Source organism: Sinomonas sp. ASV322 (assembly GCF_030908245.1).
In the GTDB taxonomy this organism is placed as follows: Bacteria; Actinomycetota; Actinomycetes; order Actinomycetales; family Micrococcaceae; genus Sinomonas.
Map to the genome: position 1 here is coordinate 89,853 of NZ_JAVFJJ010000008.1, position 18,307 is coordinate 108,159.

17 protein-coding genes are annotated in these 18,307 nt (G+C 67.6%); 7 read left to right on the plus strand and 10 right to left on the minus strand.

Features of this window, described 5'->3' with window-relative positions; translation table 11 throughout:
- Positions 1–36: 36 nt before the first annotated feature.
- Positions 37–441, minus strand: a complete 405-nt coding sequence (locus tag RBS12_RS12515; RefSeq protein WP_307966439.1) for a tautomerase family protein — start codon at positions 439–441, stop codon at positions 37–39.
- 128 nt (positions 442–569) lie between these two features.
- On the opposite strand from RBS12_RS12515, the gene RBS12_RS12520 reads away from it, so the two are divergent.
- Together RBS12_RS12520 and RBS12_RS12525 are read left to right on the plus strand one after the other, a co-directional pair.
- The gene (locus RBS12_RS12520; protein ID WP_307966440.1) at positions 570–1,265 is read left to right on the plus strand and encodes a histidine phosphatase family protein; all 696 of its coding nucleotides are present in this window, start codon (positions 570–572) and stop codon (positions 1,263–1,265) included.
- Positions 1,262–2,092 carry an HAD hydrolase family protein gene (locus tag RBS12_RS12525; RefSeq protein WP_307966441.1) on the plus strand — a complete coding sequence of 277 codons (831 nt, stop codon included), beginning with the start codon at positions 1,262–1,264 and terminating at the stop codon, positions 2,090–2,092. The genes RBS12_RS12520 and RBS12_RS12525 overlap by 4 nt, the downstream gene beginning before the upstream one ends.
- Here RBS12_RS12525 and RBS12_RS12530 read toward each other — a convergent pair.
- Positions 2,089–3,435: an MFS transporter gene (locus RBS12_RS12530; protein ID WP_307966442.1), complete on the minus strand. Its 1,347-nt coding sequence runs from the start codon at positions 3,433–3,435 to the stop codon at positions 2,089–2,091. The two genes, RBS12_RS12525 and RBS12_RS12530, sit on opposite strands and share 4 nt — an antisense overlap.
- Positions 3,436–3,600: 165 nt before the next feature.
- On the opposite strand from RBS12_RS12530, the gene RBS12_RS12535 reads away from it, so the two are divergent.
- The gene (locus tag RBS12_RS12535; protein WP_307966443.1) at positions 3,601–4,974 is read left to right on the plus strand and encodes an FAD-linked oxidase C-terminal domain-containing protein; all 1,374 of its coding nucleotides are present in this window, start codon (positions 3,601–3,603) and stop codon (positions 4,972–4,974) included.
- A 27-nt stretch (positions 4,975–5,001) separates the two neighbouring features.
- On the opposite strand, the gene RBS12_RS12540 is transcribed toward RBS12_RS12535, so the two are convergent.
- The gene (locus RBS12_RS12540) at positions 5,002–5,517 is read right to left on the minus strand and encodes a hypothetical protein (RefSeq protein ID WP_307966444.1); all 516 of its coding nucleotides are present in this window, start codon (positions 5,515–5,517) and stop codon (positions 5,002–5,004) included.
- A gap of 286 nt (positions 5,518–5,803) precedes the next feature.
- Between RBS12_RS12540 and RBS12_RS20240 the strand changes: the two genes are divergently transcribed.
- Together RBS12_RS20240 and RBS12_RS12545 are read left to right on the plus strand one after the other, a co-directional pair.
- Positions 5,804–6,013, plus strand: coding sequence for a PLDc N-terminal domain-containing protein (locus tag RBS12_RS20240; RefSeq protein WP_373886517.1), 210 nt, complete (start codon positions 5,804–5,806; stop codon positions 6,011–6,013).
- Positions 6,014–6,329: 316 nt separating this feature from the next.
- Positions 6,330–7,085 (plus strand): flavodoxin family protein, encoded by a 756-nt coding sequence (locus tag RBS12_RS12545; RefSeq protein WP_307966445.1) that lies wholly within the window; start codon positions 6,330–6,332, stop codon positions 7,083–7,085.
- Positions 7,086–7,197: 112 nt separating this feature from the next.
- Here RBS12_RS12545 and RBS12_RS12550 read toward each other — a convergent pair whose 3' ends face one another.
- The 3 genes from RBS12_RS12550 to RBS12_RS12560 all read right to left on the minus strand — a co-directional run bounded on the left by RBS12_RS12550 (position 7,198) and on the right by RBS12_RS12560 (position 9,584).
- Positions 7,198–7,653, minus strand: a complete 456-nt coding sequence (locus tag RBS12_RS12550; RefSeq protein WP_307966446.1) for a hypothetical protein — start codon at positions 7,651–7,653, stop codon at positions 7,198–7,200.
- A gap of 429 nt (positions 7,654–8,082) precedes the next feature.
- The gene (locus RBS12_RS12555) at positions 8,083–8,517 is read right to left on the minus strand and encodes a nucleoside deaminase (RefSeq protein ID WP_307966447.1); all 435 of its coding nucleotides are present in this window, start codon (positions 8,515–8,517) and stop codon (positions 8,083–8,085) included.
- Positions 8,514–9,584, minus strand: coding sequence for a zinc-dependent alcohol dehydrogenase family protein (locus RBS12_RS12560; RefSeq protein ID WP_307966448.1), 1,071 nt, complete (start codon positions 9,582–9,584; stop codon positions 8,514–8,516). The genes RBS12_RS12555 and RBS12_RS12560 overlap by 4 nt, the downstream gene beginning before the upstream one ends.
- Before the next feature lie 88 nt (positions 9,585–9,672).
- Here RBS12_RS12560 and RBS12_RS12565 point away from each other — a divergent pair, with 88 nt between their 5' ends.
- Positions 9,673–11,301, plus strand: coding sequence for a helix-turn-helix transcriptional regulator (locus RBS12_RS12565; protein WP_307966449.1), 1,629 nt, complete (start codon positions 9,673–9,675; stop codon positions 11,299–11,301).
- Between the two features lie 206 nt (positions 11,302–11,507).
- Positions 11,508–12,632: an NAD(P)-binding domain-containing protein gene (locus RBS12_RS12570; RefSeq protein WP_307966450.1), complete on the plus strand. Its 1,125-nt coding sequence runs from the start codon at positions 11,508–11,510 to the stop codon at positions 12,630–12,632.
- A gap of 137 nt (positions 12,633–12,769) precedes the next feature.
- Here RBS12_RS12570 and RBS12_RS12575 read toward each other — a convergent pair whose 3' ends face one another.
- From RBS12_RS12575 to RBS12_RS12590, 4 genes are all read right to left on the minus strand, one after another.
- Positions 12,770–14,431, minus strand: coding sequence for an alkaline phosphatase family protein (locus tag RBS12_RS12575; protein WP_307966451.1), 1,662 nt, complete (start codon positions 14,429–14,431; stop codon positions 12,770–12,772).
- Between the two features lie 261 nt (positions 14,432–14,692).
- Complete coding sequence (gene sucD, locus RBS12_RS12580; RefSeq protein WP_307966452.1) at positions 14,693–15,628, minus strand: succinate--CoA ligase subunit alpha; 936 nt, start codon at positions 15,626–15,628, stop codon at positions 14,693–14,695.
- 10 nt (positions 15,629–15,638) lie between these two features.
- Positions 15,639–16,808 (minus strand): ADP-forming succinate--CoA ligase subunit beta, encoded by a 1,170-nt coding sequence (gene sucC / locus RBS12_RS12585; protein WP_307966453.1) that lies wholly within the window; start codon positions 16,806–16,808, stop codon positions 15,639–15,641.
- A gap of 203 nt (positions 16,809–17,011) precedes the next feature.
- Positions 17,012–18,289 carry a nucleotide disphospho-sugar-binding domain-containing protein gene (locus tag RBS12_RS12590; protein WP_307966454.1) on the minus strand — a complete coding sequence of 426 codons (1,278 nt, stop codon included), beginning with the start codon at positions 18,287–18,289 and terminating at the stop codon, positions 17,012–17,014.
- Positions 18,290–18,307 lie beyond the last annotated feature (18 nt).

The following is an 18,307-nucleotide window of genomic DNA, read 5'->3' on the forward strand; positions in this document are numbered from 1 at the left end:
GAATTAATGTCCTGTCAAAGGTTTGTACTGACATGCTCAGCGCGCCGGAATGGCAAGCTCGCCTGTCAGGTATTGCGCGCACCCGAAGCCGAACGACCAGTCGTCCGCGCCATTCTCGACGTATCCGATGAAGACATCCTCGCCCGGCACGCCCACGTCGCCGAGCTCACGCGCAACCGACGCAAAGAGCGCCTCCTTGGCCTCCCGGGTACGACCACCCTGAGTGAAGATCTGGATCATGACAACCCCGCCCGTACGCTCGAAGCCCAGCCCTGCATCCTGGGCCACGATCTGGCCGGGCGCATGCTCGGTGAGGATGTGGAAGTAGTCCCGCTCAGGAATCCGGTATTCGGCGAGGATCGCGTCGTGGATGGCGCGGCTGATGCGCGAGAGCTGCTCCGGGCTGCGGCCGGCGTTGACGTCGATGCGGACGAGAGGCATGGAGGGCTCCTGGGAAGGAAGAGTTTGTACTGACAAACTCAGAGTATCGATCTTCGGCGAGCGAGACAAGACTTTGTCCTAACAAAGTCTCCGGAAGGGGGCTCCCCCCACGGAATAGGATTGATCCGATGCGCATTCTCCTCATCCGCCACGGGCAGACGCCGTGCAACATCACGGGCCAACTCGACACCGCCTTCCCGGGAGCCGGGCTCACGGAACTCGGCCATTCCCAGGCCGCCGCCCTCCCGCGGGCCTTCACCGAGCACCGGATTGCCGCCGTCTACGCCTCGAAGCTCATCCGAACGCAGCTCACGGGCGCACCGCTCGCCGCCGCGCATGGGCACACGATCGCCGTCGTCGAAGGACTCGAAGAGATCTCCGCGGGCGACTTCGAAATGCGCAGCGACCCGCAATCCCGCGGCGCCTACGTCGAATGCCTCCTCGACTGGATCCGCGGCGACCTCGCGCGCCGCATGCCGGGAGGCTGCGACGGCCGCGAGTTCCTCGCCCGGTTCGACGCCGCACTGGCCACCATCGCGAGGTCGCACGCCCCGGAGGAGACTGCGGTTGCCTTCAGCCATGGGGCCGCGATTCGCGTGTACACGGCGATCCGAAGCGGGCTCGACGCCACGGCGGGCGCCCAGCTGCAGATCATGAACACGGGCGGCGCGCTCCTCGAGGGAGACCCGGCCCAGGGATGGAAGCTGTCCGCGTGGTACGCCGAGCCGATCGGCGGAGCCGGGCTCGACGGCTTCTCGGCGCAGGATGTCACCGGCGCGACGAGCCTCGCGGAGACCGCGGTGACCGCCGAGGGGAAAGCATGACCGATCGAAAGGCGATCTTCCTCGACGTCGACGGGACCTATGCCCACCACGGGATCGCTCCCGTCGCGCACGAAGACGCCGTGCGAAACCTCCGGGCGGCGGACCACCACGTGCTGCTGTGCACGGGCAGGCCGAAGTCGATGCTCTCCCCGAAGCTCCTGGCGCCCGGATTCGACGGCCTCGTCGCCGCCGCGGGAGGCTATGTCGAGTTCGACGGCGAAGTCCTCGCCGACCGCCGGTTCCCGGCGGACGTCGCCGCGCGCGTCGTCTCAGTGCTCGACAGTCACGGCGTCGCCTATGTCCTCGAGGCCCCCGAGCGCGTTTACGGGCCCCTCGGCGTGGACATTCGCCTCGAGAGTCTGCTCGCGGGGCTCTTCCCCTCGACCGGCGACGGCGACCAGAAGGGACAGCTCGACATCCTGGCCGCGCTCGAGATGTCTGCGGATCTCAGCGCCGCGTCATTCGGGAAGGTGAGCTGCTTCGGTTCGCCTGTTCCGGTCAGCGAGCTCGCGGCGGAGATGGGCCCCGGCGTCGGGGTCGTTGCCTCGTCCTTGGCCGGCATGGACGGCTCGGCGGGCGAGTTCTACCAGCTCGGTGTCCACAAGGCGGTCGGGATCCAGGCGGTCGTCGAGCATCTCGGGATCGGCAGGGAGGACGTCGTGGCGGCCGGCGACGGACTGAACGACGTCGAGATGCTCGCCTACGCGGGCGTCGGCATCGCGATCGACGGCGCCCACCCGGACGTCCTCGCCGCCGCGGACTTCGTGACTCCCGGCCCCGACGACGCGGGCCTCGTCGCCGCGTTCGCGAAGCTGGGCCTCCTCTAGCCCTTCCCCGGTCGTGCGGCCTCGGATGCCGCCGCGCGACCTTCCCCTCGCGTCCCGCCCGGCCGCGGCCCGTCGTCGTGCGTTCGAACGGCAGCGAGCCCGCACACTGCCATCGCCACGACGGCGGCGAGCACGAACACGAACGGAGCCGTCCATCCGCCTGCGGCATCGCGCAGGAAGCCCATGAGGATCGGCCCGGCCGCGGCGAAGCCGTAGCCGACCGACTGGATGAACGCCGTCATGCGCCGGTTCTCGTCGAGCGAGCGGGCGCGCTGGATCACGACCGTGAAGACGACCGTGAACGTCCCGCCCTGGGCGATGCCCCCGAGGAGCGCCCACAGCGACCACAGCGCGGGAGCCGCGAGAAGGCCCAGCGGGAGCGCGATCCAGCACGCCGCGACGAGCACGAAGAGCGGCTGCGCGCCCCACCCGAACGCGCGGGCGAGGGCGGGCACGAGCAGCGGGCCAAGGATGGCGAAGACCTGGAAGAGGCTCGCCGCGTACCCCGCCTCGGAGGGCGTCATGCCGCGCGTCTGCGTGAGGAACGTCGGAAGCCACAGCGTGATCGCGTAATAGCCGAGGTTATGGAGCGCGAACGCCGCCGTGAAGAGGCGCATCATGCGGCGGTTGGCTGGGCTGAGCGTGGGCGCGGGCACCTTGGGCAGCGGGCCCGTCTGGGTTCCCGGCTGGCCCTGGGCGGCACGCAGCTCCGCACGACGACGCGCGGCCGCCCTCGCGAGCGGGCTCGGGAAATCTGCGTCGGACCACCGCGGGCCGTCTTTCGAGGGAGGGAAGAGGAAGAGCCACGTGCCCGCCGCGATCGCGGTCAGGCCGAGCCACGAGACGAGCGACCACTGCCACCCGACCGCGTCCGCGAAAGGTGCCGTAAGCGCCGAGGCGAGCGTAGTGCCCACGTTGACGGAGGCCGTCGTGATCCCCGTCATGAGCGCCGCGCGGTGCGGGAAGTCGCGGCCTACGAGGAGCGGCGTCACGACGTTGACGATCGTCATGGCCACGCCGATCACCACCGTTCCGGCGATCGCGCCCGCGGCCCCGCCGAAGGAGCGGAGGACGATCCCGGCCGCGAGCCCCCCGAAGAAGTAGAGATTCGCGTGGTTGATCCCGATGCGGCCGATGAACCATGCCGCCGCGGGGGTCACGAGGCCGAAGCACAGCACGGGGATCGCCGTGAGCAGGCCGGCAACGGTGGCGTTCAGGCCCGTATCGCGCTGAATGCCTCCGAGCACGGGCCCGAGACCGACGAGCGGGGCGCGGGCGTTGAGCGACATGAGTCCGACGGCGAGCAGGGCCAGTGCCGCGGCGCGGCTGATCCGGCGGGTCACGGAAGTCCTTTCGACGGAGGTCAGGCTGGGGCGGGGGCGCGAGTTCCAGCCTCTCACGCCACGACCGCCCCTCGGCGACATGACCGCCCCTCGCACCGTGCTGCAAGGGACGGTTATGCAGCCAACAGACGGTCGTTCCGCGAGGGGCCGGTTATGCTCTGGCCCATGACCTCGGACTCGACCTCGTCCCAGACCGCAGCCGTCGTCATGTCGGCACACGCGCGTGCGTCGGCCGATCCGGACGCCCGCGCCGCGGTGGCGACCGACCGCTCGGGTTACGTGCCCCCTTCGCTGCCGGACGCCGTCGTCCGCTGTGAAACCGTCGACGACGTCGTCGAGGCCGTACGCCTCGCACACACGCATGGCATCCCGTTGGTGCCGCGCGGCGCGGGGACGGGTCTCGCCGCAGGCGCGAGCGCGCACGCAGGGCAGGTCGTCATCGATGTCTCACGCATGAACCGGATCCTGAGCATCGACCCTGTCGAGATGATCGCCGTCGTCGAGCCCGGCGTCCTCAATGCCGAGGTCAACGCGGCCGCCGGCGAGCACGGGCTGTTCTATGCGCCCGACCCCGCGAGCACCGCGATCTGCTCGATCGGCGGCAACGTCGCGACGAACGCGGGCGGAATGTGGTGCGCGAAGTACGGCGTCACGCGCGAATCGGTGCTCGGGCTCCGGGTGGTGCTCGCGGACGGTCGCGTGCTGCGCACGGGCCGGACCACGATCAAGGGCGTGACCGGCTACGACCTCAACGCGCTGTTCATCGGCTCGGAGGGAACGCTCGGCATCGTCGTCGAGGCGACGCTGCGCCTCCGGCCGCGGCCCGTGCGAACCGAGACCCTCGCGGCGTACTTCGCCGATGTCGAGGCCGCGGGCCGCGCAGCGTCCGCGATCACGGCGGCGAGGATCCAGCCCTCGATCCTCGAGCTCATGGACGGGCCGACGCTCGATGCCGTCGACCGCGCCGAAGGCACGCGGCATCGCGAGCTCGGCGCGGCGTTCCTCCTCGCGCAGACCGACGGCTACGGCGCGCACCTCGAGCTCGACGAGATTGCGCGGGCGATCGAGCCCTTCGCGACGACCGTCCGCCGGGCGGCCGACGACGACGAAGCCGCCGCGCTCGTCAAGGCGCGGCGGGACGCGATCCCGTCCCTCGAGAAGCTCGGGCGCGTCTCGATCGGAGACATCGCGGTGCCGCGAAACCGGCTCGCCGAGGCCTTCGCGGGGCTCGAGGAGATCTCCCAGCGCACGGGCGTGCGGATCTTCAGCATCGCGCATGCGGCCGACGGGAACCTGCACCCGATGATCGTCGTCGACCCAGAGGAATCGATCACGGAGGGCCCGGCGAAGGTCGCGCTGGGCGAGATGTTCCACCTCGCCCAGCGGCTCGGCGGCACGCTCACGGGCGAGCACGGGGTCGGGCTCCTCAAGCGCGAGTGGGTCGTCGAGGAGCTGGGCGGGACGTCCATCGAGCTGCAGAGTGCCATCAAGGCGGCCCTCGATCCGACGGGGATCCTCAACCCGGGGAAGGCGCTTTAGACCAAAGGATGGTGGGACACCATCTGATTAGCTTCTCGTGCCGTTCCCGTACACACTGCCCCAGTTTTCAACGCTGTATGAGAGACCAAAATACGGTGGGCCCCATGGCCAGGTCACTTGCCAGCGATACAGCAGATCTCGTTCAAATGCATTACCGGCTTCAGCACAATCTTGATTTCCAATGGAAACCACGGACGAATAATTGACAAAGCACGAGTGGTATCCCTGATAGCCGTCATAGTACTCGCCGACCCAAGCCTTCCAGCCGTTGTAGTAGAAAGTACCGTTGTGGGTTACCGTGTAAACGCCGGCCGTCGTATACCACGAGAAATGCTTGGAATACACCGCACCGAGGGCCGCAGCCTGCAACAAGCCCTCTCGCTGCTTGCCGGTCAACGACCTGTCCGCGCGAATCTGGCCCATCGAAACTCTTACCGCCTCGGTTGTCCTCGAAACAGTCGTGATATGACAGTCAATTCCAGATACGTCCAACCCGGCAATTTCAGCCTGCCCACGAGCCTTCACGCAGTCAGGAACAATCACGGTCCGCACATTCTCCGCGGACCCAAGGGACTCGGCGACGCTTGGGCCGGAACCTGCCCAAGAACGACGAGGCCAGCGACAAGCACTGCCACCAGTTCAACTGATACGAGTTTCATCAGAAATTCCTTCCAATTAAAGGAACACGCAACCCAGCACGCGCCCGAAACCGTACCGGAATACCATCATCGACCACGCATCGCCTGAACCGACTGACTAGACAACTCAAATCCACTGTGGTCATAATGAGCATCGAACACAACGGAGAATGAGTTGGATTGGGGGACACATGGAACTGTGGCAATGGCTGCCGATCGCGTTGAGCGCTGCTGTGGGTTTGGCATGGACAGGCGCTATCGTATGGGCGACTTTTGACGTCTTGAACGCTCCGTTGTCCACTACGGCACGCCCGCTTTGGATTCTCGTCCTTTGGGCTTTCCCAGTCGTTGGCCTGGCGATCTGGCTGTACGCTCGATCGAGCCACGACATATCGCGATGAAGCGCTAGATGATGATCTGCACCATTCAACCCCCACCTTCGGCGACTAGTGAATGAGAACCTAGTCGCGTGAATGGTTAGGGTCAAGTACTTAAATGTGGAGAACCCTATGATTGGCGCGATTCTTAAGTGTTAGACCTCAAGTATGCGTCGAGTCTCAGTGGTGTGACCCATGCGCCCCTACGTAGTGCCCGGCTCCCCCACCACTCTCGGGCATCCGCGGCCCGGGGCGATTTCCGCAATCGGTAACATCCAGCGCCTCCCGCCCTCGCCGGGTCCCGCCTACCATCGAAGGCACCCGACGGAAGGAACCGACCATGCTGCCGGAATCGGTCCAAAAGTTCATCGACGCCGAGATTGCCGCGAACCCGACAGACTTCACCGACCTCCGCGCGGTGTATCTCAACGGCACTCTCAAGCCGTCCCCTGAGCAGAGCCACACCGACGGGCTCGTAGCGGTCAGCCGGCATGTGCTCGAAGGCGTCGGTGCGCGGGTCGACGTCGTCCGCGCCGTCGACTACGACATCCCGCCCGGCGTCTACCCTGACATGCGCGAGCACGGGTGGGCGACGGATGAGTTCCCGGACCTGTACCGCAGCCTCATCGAGCCGGCGGACATTGTGGTCCTCGCGACGCCGATCTGGCTCGGCGACCAGTCCTCCGTGACCCGCAAGGTCGTCGAGCGGCTCTACGGGTGGTCAGGCGAGCTCAACGCGGCCGGACAGTGGTCCTACTACGGCAAGGTCGGCGGTGTCATCGTCACGGGCAACGAGGACGGCGGGAAGCACTGCGCCGCACAGCTGCTCTATGCGCTGAGCCACATCGGCTTCACGATCCCGCCGCAGGCCGACTCCTACTGGAACGGCGAGGCTGGCCCAGGGCCCTCCTACCTCGATGACAACCGCGGCGCCCAGAACCACTGGACCACTCGCAACACCGTGTTCGCGGCGTGGAACATGCTGCACACGGCCCGGCGGATCAAGGACGCGGGCGGCATCCCCGTGTACGGGAATGTGACGTTCAACTGGGACCTCAGCAGGCAGGACCACCCGAATCCGGAATACCGAGGGTGAGCGTTCCGACCTGGGCATCGGTGCCGCTTCCCCGCAAATGTGCCGCGGGTCCGCGGCACCTTTGCGGGGAAGGGCGCCCGGTGCTGGGGTCACGCCTCCAAGGAACTCTGAATCAGTGGAACTGGACGGTCAAAGGCGTGTAGCCGCTCCCATTGTTTGCGTAAACGTACCCGTTGTCGCTCGACCAATATGACAGCTGGGCATTCGTGTAGAGCGACGTGAGAACGTTTCCGTTGAGGGTCCAGCCCGTAGCACCGATCCAGTTGTAGAAGCCGACGTAGTTGTACCCGTCGCTCACCGAGAGGTATCGGGAGCTGTCGGCGGCGTTGCGGTAGTACAGGACGTTGCTGTAGACGTACGGCTCGAGCGAAACCGCCGCATTCTGGGAGGACACGACGCACCACTCGCTGCCGTTCTCGCCGAGCCAGCCGATCGACGCCCCCTTGGCGAAGAGTTCGAGCTGCTGGGCGGAGCCGGCGGCAACGGCGGCGGTCGCGGCCTCGAAGGACGTCCGTTCAAAATTCTCGCCGAACGTGCCAGCCGGAATTTCGGGCGCTTGAGCAGACATGACAGACTCCATTTCTGTAGTTACACCACTGTGATGGACGGCCGCCTGCTCCAACCCCCACATTAAACTCCACTTGACAGAATCTTACCAAAGATGACTGGAGCAGAAAATTTCACTGGCCGCGTTGATCATGTCAAACGATGGCGCTGGGATCAAGGCTTTCGTGATCCCTTTAATGAATCCGGTAATTTACTATCAGAAGCGGTGGGCCTCCGCGAAGGTGGCGCGTCCAGCTCCGCCGTGTGGGCTGAACCGGACGCGCCCACGCGCGCTCGATCCGACGGCCGGATGGTCGCCGATCGCGCGGCGCGCGGCACGAGCAACTACTTCCGTCCCCAGTGCGGTCGGTATGCAACGTGCGTTTCACACCTTAACCGGTTCAGAGGACGGTTGTGCAAGTTGGGGCGACGCATTATTTCGACGTGTGGACTATTCGGAGATGTCCTCGGCCCACAGGGCCGGGTGCTCACGCTGGAACTGCTCCATGAGCGCGACGCACCGCGCGTCGTCCAGCACCTCGACCTCCACCCCGCGGGAGCGCAGGAGCCCGAGCTCGCCGGGAAACGTCCGCCCCTGCCCCACGACGACGCGCGGGATCTTGAACTGAATGACCGTCCCCGCGCACATCGCGCACGGGGCGAGCGTCGTGTACAGAACCGTGTCGCGGTATGTCCGCTGCCGACCGGCGGCCCGCAGCGCGGACATCTCCCCGTGCGCGATCGGGTCGCCGCGCTGCACCCGCTCGTTATGCCCGACGGCGATGACCTCGCCGGCCCGGACAAGCGCGGCCCCGATCGGAATCCCGCCGTCGCGGAGACCTGCCCGCGCGGCCTCAAGCGCCGCCTCGAATCCGGGATCGCTCATGACTCCACCTCCGCCGGCCGCAGCATGACCTTGACGGATCGTCGCTCATCCATCGCAGCGTACGCCCGCGCGGCGTCCTCGAGCGGCATGACGGCGTCGAAGACGAGGCCGGGCTCGATGGTCCCGGCGAGGACGTCGTCGAGCAGTTCGGGAAGGTACGCGCGCGTCGGCGCCGCGCCGCCGCCCACGGAGATGTTCTTCGAGAAGAGCACCCCGATCGGCAGTTCGGCGCCGCCGGCCGGCACGCCCACGAACCCGAGGCTCCCGCCCGGCCGCACGCAACGGAGAGCCTGGTCCATGGACTCAGAGGTCCCGACGCATTCGAGCACCGAATCGGCGAGCACGCCGCCGAGCAGCTCGCGGACCGCACCGGCGGCCGCCTTGCCGCGCTCCGCGACGACGTCGGTCGCCCCGAAACGGCGCGCGATCTCTGAGCGGTCCTCGTGCCGTGACATCGCGACGATGCGCTCGGCGCCCAGACGCCTCGCGGCGAGCACACCGCACAGTCCCACGGCGCCGTCGCCCACTACCACGACGCTCCGCCCGGGTCCCACGCGGGCCGCGAGCGCGGCGTGGTGCCCCGTGCCCATGACGTCGGAGAGCGTGAGAAGGCTCTTGAGCAGGGGCTCGCCGGGTTCGGTCACGCCGGAGACCGGGACGAGCGTCCCGTCAGCCATCGGAACGCGCACGCGCTCGCCCTGCCCGCCGTCGACCGCGAAGCCGCGATCGTCCAGGCCTCCCCACGAGGCGCGTCGGTCGCACGCGACCTGCACGCCATTGCGGCATTGCGGGCACACGCCGCACGAAACAGCCCATGGCGCGACCACGAAGTCTCCCACCGAAACCGTCGCGACGTCGTCGCCGACCGCTTCGACGACGCCCACGAACTCATGCCCGATAGGGTGCGGTTGCGTAGTTGGCCGCACCCCACGGTAGGGCCAGAGGTCCGATCCGCACACGCACGCGGCGACGACGCGGACAATCGCGTCCGCGGGGGTGCGAAGCACGGGATCGGGTCGGTCCTCGACGCGGATGTCGCGGGGTCCGTGGATGACGACGGCGCGCATGCTGCCTCCTGTCGGTCTCGGCTGGCCGCTCGGCCCAAGTGTTTGAACCCAAGCTACCCCGGTCTATGCTCGGATCGAGGTGGTCAGCATGCTCCAGCCCCTGCTCGATGACGGTCGGAAGCTCTACGACGCCCAGGCCTGGATGGAAGCCCTCACGGCGTTCGAGCGGGCCGAGCGCGACGCGCCGCTCCCCGCCGCCGACCTCACCCGCTACGCGTTCAGCGCCTACCTGATCGGCCGTGAGCAGCAGTGCATCGACCTCTTGGGCCGCGCGTTCCGGGGCTTCCTTTCCGAGAACGACGGCGCCGCTGCCGCCCGCACGGCCTTTTGGCTCGCCGCGACGCACGGCACACGCCGCGACGCGGCCCGCTCGGAGGCGTGGGGCCGCCGCATGGCCGGGATCGTTGACGACGAGGGCCTCGACGCGGAGCGCGCGCTCGTCGCTGCAGGCCTCAGCCGACTCGCGCTCGAGTCCTCGGATCCGGCGGACGTGAGACGCGCCCTCGACCTCTCGCGCGAGGCCATCGCGATCGCGCGCCCGGCCAAAGACACGGACACCGAGGTGCTGTCGCGGCTCAACGCGGGCTGGGCGCTCCTCCGCCTCGGGAGCACGTCGGAGGGCCTCGCCGAGCTCGACGAGGCGATGGCAGCCGTCACGTCCGGAGAGGTGCAGATTCCCCTCGTCAACGGAATCGCCTACTGCTCGGTGATCTCGGCGTCGCTGCAGGCCTCCGACGTGGCCAGGGCGCGCGACTGGACGACGGCCGCGACCGACTGGTGTGCACGGTACCCCGACCTCGTGCCTTTCCGTGGTGTGTGCCTCGTCCACCGTTCCGTCGTGAAGATGCTCGACGGCGACTGGCAGGGCGCGCTCGATGAGGCCGTGACGGCGAGCAAGCGGCTCCTGCCCATCGACACGGGCCTCGCGCGCTACCAACTCGGCGAGCTGCACCGCCTGGCGGGCAGGTTCACGGAGGCCGAGGACGCCTACCGGCTCGCCAACGCGGCCGGACGCCGCCCCGAGCCCGGACTCATGCTCTTGCGCCTCGCGCAGGGACGGATCGACGCAGCTGCCGTCTCGGCGCGGCGGCTCAACTCCGAGCTGAGCCTGCCCGGAGAACGCGCCGAGTTCCTGCCGGCCTACGTCGAGGTCATGTCCGCGGCGCGCGATGCGGAGGCGGCCACAGCCGGCGCCGAGGAGCTGACCCGGCTCGCGGAGTCCAGCGCTTCGCCTTTCCCGAAGGCCCTGGCTCTCACCGCCGTCGGTGCGGCTCTCTGCGCGGCCGGGGAGGCGGCCACCGCCGTCGCGACCCTTCGCGAGGCCTCGCTCGCGTGGCACGACCTCGGAATGCCCTACCCTGAGGCACGGACGCGCGCGGCCCTCGGCCGCTGCTACGCCGCCCTCGAGGACGACGACGCCGCCGCCCTCGAGGTCGAAGCCGCCCGCGCCACGTTCGAGCGGCTCGGCGCTGCCCCGGACCTCGCGGCGCTCCCTGGCCACGCGCCGTCGTCCTCCGGTCCCCTCACGGCGCGCGAGCTGGACGTCGTGCGGCTCGTGGCCAAGGGCCTCACCAACCGTGCCGTGGCCGAGGAACTCGTGCTGAGCGAGAAGACCGTGGCCCGCCATCTCGCGAACATCTACACGAAGCTCGGCGTCGCCTCACGCGCCGCCGCGACCGCGTACGCCTACGACCACGGGATCGTGGAGCGCGCGTAGGGTTCCGTTCGCCATCATTCGGAGCCCATTCGGGTGAAAAGTGACACTTTGCGCCGCGAAATGTGGCGAACGATCACGCCTACACGAAATTGCGCACGTCCGTCCGCGGAAACCTGCATGATCCGCCCGAAGCCGGGCCCCTTTCCCGGGCCGTACCGTCGAATTGACGGCCCGGACGGCGGGCCACCGAGGTGATGGAGCGCATCATGACGAACACCGAGCCCCTCGCACAGCACACCACTTCGGACGGCCGCGACCGCGTCGAGACGGCGATCATCGGTGGCGGGCAGGCCGGGCTCGCGACCGCCTACTGGCTGACGCGGACGGGGCACGACTGCGTCGTGCTCGAGGGCCGCACAAGGATCGGCGAGGTGTGGCGCGAACGCTACGACTCGCTGCGCCTCTTCACCCCGGCGCGCGCGAACGGCCTGCCGGGCATGCCGTTCCCGGGCCGCCGCTCTGCCTACCCCACGGCGAAAGAACTCGCGGACTTCCTCGAGTCGTATGCGGGCTTCGTGGGCGCCCGCGTGCGCATGGGAGTGCGCGTGACGTCGGTGGACCGCGACCCGGAAGGCGGCTTTGTCCTCGAGACGAGCGCCAGCGAGCTGAGGGCGGACAACGTCGTCCTCGCAATCGGCACAGACGCAGCCGGAAAGGTCCCCACAGTGGCCGCAGAGCTCGATCCGGGCATCCGCCAGCTGCATTCGATTGGGTACCGCAACCCGGGCCAGCTCCTTCCGGGTCCCGTGCTCGTCGTCGGCGCAAGCCAGTCGGGCGCGGACGTTGCGTTCGAGGTGGCTCAGTCCGGGCACGAGACGTGGCTCTCAGGGCGGCATCCAGGCGAGATTCCCGTCAACGAGCGGGTCTTCGGGCGAGTCATGGGGTTCGCGGCAAACCACATCCTGACGCTCAAGACGCCCATCGGACGCAAGCTGCGCCCCAAGTTCCGCGCTGGCGGCGCACCCCTGGTGCGTACCAAGCGCGCCGACCTCGACGCAGTAGGCGTTCGGCGGACACAGGCCCGCACGGTGGGCTCGGTCGACGGCAAACCACAACTCGACGACGGCACCGTCCTCGACGTCGCCAACGTCGTGTGGTGCACCGGCTTCCGGCCGGACTATTCGTTCGTGCGCCCCCTGCGGATCGGCGACGACGGGTTCCCCGCCGAGACGGAGGGCGTGGCCGACGGCGTGGAGGGCCTGTTCTTCGTGGGGCTCCTCTTCCAGCGGGGCTTCACGTCGCACCTCGTCGGCGGCGTGGGCCGGGACGCGAAGTTCATCGCGGAACGCATCGCCGAGCGCGCGGTCTCCCGCGCTCTCCAAACCGTTTGAGGGTCACCTAACGCGCGTCCCACCCCGTTCAGGAGTCACCTACCGCAGGTCCCACCCACGGAACGTGACCCCTGAACGAGTACGACGGCGTCCGGCGCCTTCCCCTGGAAAGGCACCGACCGCCGTCGTACTTCGGACTAGCTCGTCGGGGCGCCGGTCTTCGGGTCGAGCTGGAGCGCGGGCTGCGCGTTGCCGCCGAAGTCGAACATGCCCTCGATCGAGCCGGCCTTCTCGTCGAACGAGCTGTCGCCGATGCGGCCGGTCTTCCAGTTGTCCTCGATGAACTTGAGGACCGAGCTCTGGTCCGTGAGGGTGTGGTCCACGAAGTTCGCCTTCGCGAACGGCGACACAACGAGGAGCGGGAGGCGCGGGCCGTAGCCGCAGCGGCCCTGGTAGCCACCGCTCGGGTCGCCCGTGCCGCACTGGCCCTCGGCGCCGTAGGAGTCCTCGTCCGACTTCGAGCTGTTCACGATCTTCGAGGCCTTGTGGTCGTACCAGCCGTCCGAGTCGTCGTACGCGATGACGACCGCCGTGTCCTTCCAGTCCGGGAGCTTCTGGAGGTGGTTGATCGTCTCGACGAGGAACTGCTGCTCGTCGATCGGGTCAGAGTACGCCGCGTGGCCGTCCTGGTAGCCCGGGGCCTTGAGGTAGCTCACGGCCGGCATCTTGCCCGCGTCCGCGGCGGTCCAGAAGTCGGTGAGGTCGTACTGGTGGTTGGCCTGGTCGGTCGAGCCGATCAGATCGGTAGACGTCGGGGCAAGGTGGTGCGGGTTCGCCGTCGACGCGTAGTACTGGAACGGCTCGTGGTGCGCGATGTAGTCGTCCTTCGACCCGAACGGGAGCGCGCCGTCCTTGCCCGTTCCGCCGAGGGCCACCCCGACGTTGTGCTTGGTGCCGCACACGGCCTTGCCGTCCTTGGTCTCAGTCGGCTTGAAGCCTCCCTCGAACCAGCCCCACGAGACGCCCTTGGCGTTGAGCAGGTCGCCGATGTTCTTGTTGTCGCTGCTCAGCTGGGCCTGGTCGCGGGTTGAGCAGTCGTCACCGAACGGCTGCGGGTCGCCGACGATCGTCCCCTGCTTGTTGCCCGCGTTCTCGAGGACCTCCCCCTTGGGGAACGGCTTGTCGCCGGGCATGAACTCCTTGACGACGCCGTGGGTCTGGCCGGCAACGAGGTTGAGCGCGCCGGGGGTCGACGGGCCGAACGTCGTCCCGTACGAGTTATCGCTCATCGCGAAGTGCTGCGCGTAGTTCCAGAGCGCAGTGACGGAGTTGCCGTCGTAGTAGTCCATGACGAGCCCCTTGGGGCCGTACAGGGGCGCCTTGCAGCTGGTTCCCTCAGCGACCTCGGTGTGCTCGACGAACTTGTCCATCTTGCCCGAGTTGAAGGCTTCCTGCTCGTCCTTGTACTCGTGGTCCTGGTCGCACGTGACCTGCTGCTTGGCGCCACCGAGGCGAACCGGCTGGGCCGCGTTCGGGTTCTGCGTGAGAAGGGCCTGAGAGAGCCCGTCCACGGACGGCGTGCTGCTCCCGGCCTTGAACGGCGTGCCGTCCGTGTTGGCGGCGTTCGGGTAGGTGCCGAAGTAGTGGTCGAACGAGACGTTCTCCTGGAAGATCACGACGAGGTGCTTGATCGGCGTGTTCGTGTCTACCTGCGAGGCGGCCTTGAACGCCCCAGAGGCCGACGACGCAGTGCTCGTCGAGCTGGCCGGGCCACCGCACGCGGTGATGGCGACGGCAAAGAGCGCAGCGGCAGCGGCGGCCGCATAGTACTTCCGTGTCGAAACACCGGAGATTCGCATCTGGGATCCCTGTCCTTGAATCGGCGCGAACAACCGCTCCCAATGAGCGATCTGGCCCGAAACGTAAGCACGGAAGGTAACGACAAGGAAAACAAGAAGCCAACGCCCGAAACGTCGGACATTTATGGCGCCGACCGCTCGTCCAGTGCCCGGAACCGGCCCCGAACGACGACGGCGGCCGGTCGCCTTCCGCGGAAGGGGTCCGGCCGCCGTCGTACTCCGTTGCGAAATCAGGGGCCCAGCGAACCGGGCCCGGCGAACTCAGAGGTTCGACTGCGCCTCGTGCGTCGGGTAGACCGTGCGCAGGAGGTGGGCCGTCTCGGACGGGGTCTTGCCGACCTTGACGCCCGCGGCCTCGAGGGCCTCCTTCTTGGCCTGGGCCGTGCCGGAGGAGCCGGAGACGATCGCGCCGGCGTGGCCCATCGTCTTGCCCTCAGGCGCGGTGAAGCCGGCCACGTAGCCGACAACCGGCTTCGTGACGTTGTTCTTGATGAACTCGGCCGCACGCTCCTCGGCGTCGCCGCCGATCTCGCCGATCATGACGATCGCCTTCGTCCCCGGATCGGCCTCGAACGCGGCGAGGGCGTCGATGTGCGTCGTGCCGATGACGGGGTCGCCGCCGATGCCGATCGCGGTCGAGAAGCCGAGGTCCCGGAGCTCGTACATCATCTGGTAGGTCAGCGTGCCGGACTTCGAGACGAGACCGACGCCGCCCTTGCCCGTGATGTTCGCGGGCGTGATGCCCACGAGCGCCTCGCCCGGCGTGATGATGCCGGGGCAGTTCGGGCCGATGATGCGCGTGATCTGGTTGCCGTCGGCGTCCTTCTTGGACTGCGCGAGCGCCCAGAACTCAGCCGAGTCCTGGACCGGGACGCCCTCGGTGATGACCACGACGAGGCCGATCTCGGCCTCGATCGCCTCGACGACGGCGTCCTTCGTGAAGGCCGGCGGGACGAACACGATCGACGTGTCCGCACCCGTCTCGGCCATGGCCTCCTTGACGGAGCCGAAGACCGGGAGCTCGAGCTCGGCTCCGTGCTGGTCCGCGTGCTTGACGGTCGTGCCGGCCTTGCGCGCGTTGACGCCGCCCACGACGTTCGTCCCGGCCGCAAGCATGCGGGCAGTGTGCTTGGAGCCCTCGCTGCCCGTGATGCCCTGGACGATGACCTTGTTGTTCTTGTTCAGGAAGATCGACATTGTGCGTCCCTTACTTCGCAGCGTTCGCGAGCTCGGCCGCCTTGTCGGCGCCCTGGTCCATGTTCTCGGCGAGGGTGACCAGCGGGTGGTTGGCCTCGTGGAGGATGCGGCGGCCCTCGTCGACGTTGTTGCCGTCGAGACGGACGACGAGAGGCTTGTTCGCCGAGTCGCCGAGCTTGCCGAGGGCGCCGACGATGCCGTTGGCCACGGCGTCGCACGCCGTGATGCCGCCGAAGACGTTGACGAAGACGCTCTTGACCTGCTCGTCGCCAAGGATGATCGAGAGGCCGTTGGCCATGACCTCGGCCGAGGCGCCGCCGCCGATGTCGAGGAAGTTGGCCGGCTTGACGTTGCCGTGCTTCTCGCCCGCGTACGCGACGACGTCGAGCGTGGACATGACGAGGCCCGCCCCGTTGCCGATGATGCCGACCTCGCCGTCGAGCTTGACGTAGTTGAGGTCGAGGGCCTTGGCCTTCGCCTCGAGCGGGTCCTCGGACTCCTTGTCTGCGAGCTCCTCGTGCTCGGGGTGGCGGATCGCGGCGTTCTCGTCGAGCGAGACCTTGCCGTCGAGCGCGATGATCTCGCCCGATCCGGTCTTCACGAGCGGGTTGACCTCGACGAGCGTGGCGTCCTCATCCTTGAAGACGTCCCACAGCTTGACGATGACGCCCGCGACCTTCTCGCGCAGCTCGGGCTCGAAGCCCGCGGCGTCGACGATCTCGGCCGCCTTGGCCGCGTCGATGCCCGTGCCGGGATCCACCGGGATCTTCGCGAGCGCCTCAGGGCGCTCGACGGCGAGCTGCTCGATCTCCATGCCGCCCTCGACCGAGCACATCGCGAGGTAGTTCCGGTTCGAGCGGTCCAGGAGCACGGAGAAGTAGTACTCCTCCTCGATGCTCGCGCCGGCCGCGATCATGACCTTCTTGACCGTGTGGCCCTTGATGTCCATGCCGAGGATGTTCTGGGCGTACTCGAATGCCTCATCGGGGGACTTCGCGACCTTGACGCCGCCGGCCTTGCCGCGGCCTCCGACCTTGACCTGCGCCTTGACGACGGTCACTCCGCCGATCTTCTCGGCAGCAGCCTTGGCTTCCTCAGGGGTGTGCGCAACGATTCCGGCCAGCACGGGCACGCCGTGTGCCTCGAACAGATCGCGCGCCTGATATTCAAACAGGTCCACGGTTCAGTGTCCTCTACGTCGAAGTAGTTTTGACTCGAAACACCGTGGTTCGCCGCGGGAGCTCCCCCGTCGGCGGGCCCAGTGCTCCAAGGGGAAACTCTAGCCCCTCCCCGGCGGCCCCGCCCCACCGCGACCAGATTCGTGACTAAGCGCACAGCTCTACGGCGTGTAGAATCCGCGCTCTCCCGGCCGCCCCTCGGGGCCTAGGACACCGCCGCCTCGATGACGGCGACGCTTTCCGCGAGAGGATCGTGAGCACCGAACTCCGCTCGGATGGCTTCCACTCTCTGCCTCAGGCCGCCGTCCGCGAGGACGCGCTCGACGGCGGAACGGATCGCCTGGGCGGTGGGACTCTGCGTTTTGAGATCGATCCCGAGCCCGCGATAGGCAAGCCGGGCATTGACGTCGTTCTTGCCTTCGTTAATTCCCGCAGCAACGACGGGCACCCCGTGGCTCAACGCGAGCATGACACCGCCAAGGCCGCCGTTCGTCACGTAGACATCCGTCTCCGGCAGCGCGTCGTAGAAGTCGACGAAATCCTCGATGACCACGTTGTCCTGACGAAATCTCCGCCGCAGTTCCTCGGTTCCCTTGCCTCCCGTCGCAACCACGAGCTGCAGGCCATGGTCTTTGAGCCCTTCGATCGCGGGAACCATGAGCTTGTTCGGGTCCTCATTGTCGATGGTCCCTTGGGTGATGAGCGCGCGACGGCGGTACTCGCCCTTCGGAACAGACGCACCACTCTTGGCATTCGGGTCCCGCCAAGGCATGAGGGCACCGACGTGCCGAACCTTGGGATTGGTGCGCTCGCGGGGGAAATCGAAGCCGGGCGTCCCGATCTGGATGATCGAGGTCGCGTATCGATACGGCTCGTCCGTAATGACCAATCGGCGATCGAATTCGAGGCCGTACCCGGCGAGGATCTCGGCGTAGCGCTCCTTCCCAGGCCTCATGACGAACTGATTGGAGGCGATGCGTGCCGCCCGGTGCTTGATCCGGTCGAGCGGGCCGCGAGCCGGCTGGAAACCGAAGAACAGGGGCGGAACAAGCCTGTCGGTCTCCATGTCCCCGATCACGATAACGGTCACGGTCGGCACCTCGGTCTTCTCCGCGAACAGCCGCTGGGTGTAGACGGCCCCATCCTGAACCAGGACGTCGTAGGGAAACTCGCTGCGGATTTCCGTCAAATCGTCGAAGAAGTTGCCGACGTTGTCCGCGAAGAAACTCCGCGCATCGAACCTGATAAGCCGCGGCCCGCTCAGGCGCAGGCGCTCGGGATTGACCTCATTGATATTCGCGGCATTGATCTCGACGGCCCGTCGATAGGGAAAATGCCGAATTCCCATCCTCGCGAGCTTCCCCGCGAAGTAGTTCCCCGTATAGAACGCGACCTCATGTCCCGCCTCCTTCGTGGCCATCGCGATGCCGGTGAGCGGGTTGAAGTGGCCCTCTTGGGTGAGGCTTGCGAAGAGCACTTTCATGGCGACCGTCCTCTGGTG

Coding starts and splice junctions, on each gene's coding strand:
- RBS12_RS12515 (WP_307966439.1), bottom strand. CDS start 441: ATGCCTCTCGTCCGCATCGACGTCAACGCCGGCCGCAGCCCGGAGCAG.
- RBS12_RS12520 (WP_307966440.1), top strand. CDS start 570: ATGCGCATTCTCCTCATCCGCCACGGGCAGACGCCGTGCAACATCACG.
- RBS12_RS12525 (WP_307966441.1), top strand. CDS start 1,262: ATGACCGATCGAAAGGCGATCTTCCTCGACGTCGACGGGACCTATGCC.
- RBS12_RS12535 (WP_307966443.1), top strand. CDS start 3,601: ATGACCTCGGACTCGACCTCGTCCCAGACCGCAGCCGTCGTCATGTCG.
- RBS12_RS20240 (WP_373886517.1), top strand. CDS start 5,804: ATGGAACTGTGGCAATGGCTGCCGATCGCGTTGAGCGCTGCTGTGGGT.
- RBS12_RS12545 (WP_307966445.1), top strand. CDS start 6,330: ATGCTGCCGGAATCGGTCCAAAAGTTCATCGACGCCGAGATTGCCGCG.
- RBS12_RS12550 (WP_307966446.1), bottom strand. CDS start 7,653: ATGTCTGCTCAAGCGCCCGAAATTCCGGCTGGCACGTTCGGCGAGAAT.
- RBS12_RS12555 (WP_307966447.1), bottom strand. CDS start 8,517: ATGAGCGATCCCGGATTCGAGGCGGCGCTTGAGGCCGCGCGGGCAGGT.
- RBS12_RS12560 (WP_307966448.1), bottom strand. CDS start 9,584: ATGCGCGCCGTCGTCATCCACGGACCCCGCGACATCCGCGTCGAGGAC.
- RBS12_RS12565 (WP_307966449.1), top strand. CDS start 9,673: ATGCTCCAGCCCCTGCTCGATGACGGTCGGAAGCTCTACGACGCCCAG.
- RBS12_RS12570 (WP_307966450.1), top strand. CDS start 11,508: ATGACGAACACCGAGCCCCTCGCACAGCACACCACTTCGGACGGCCGC.
- RBS12_RS12575 (WP_307966451.1), bottom strand. CDS start 14,431: ATGCGAATCTCCGGTGTTTCGACACGGAAGTACTATGCGGCCGCCGCT.
- sucD (WP_307966452.1), bottom strand. CDS start 15,628: ATGTCGATCTTCCTGAACAAGAACAACAAGGTCATCGTCCAGGGCATC.
- RBS12_RS12590 (WP_307966454.1), bottom strand. CDS start 18,289: ATGAAAGTGCTCTTCGCAAGCCTCACCCAAGAGGGCCACTTCAACCCG.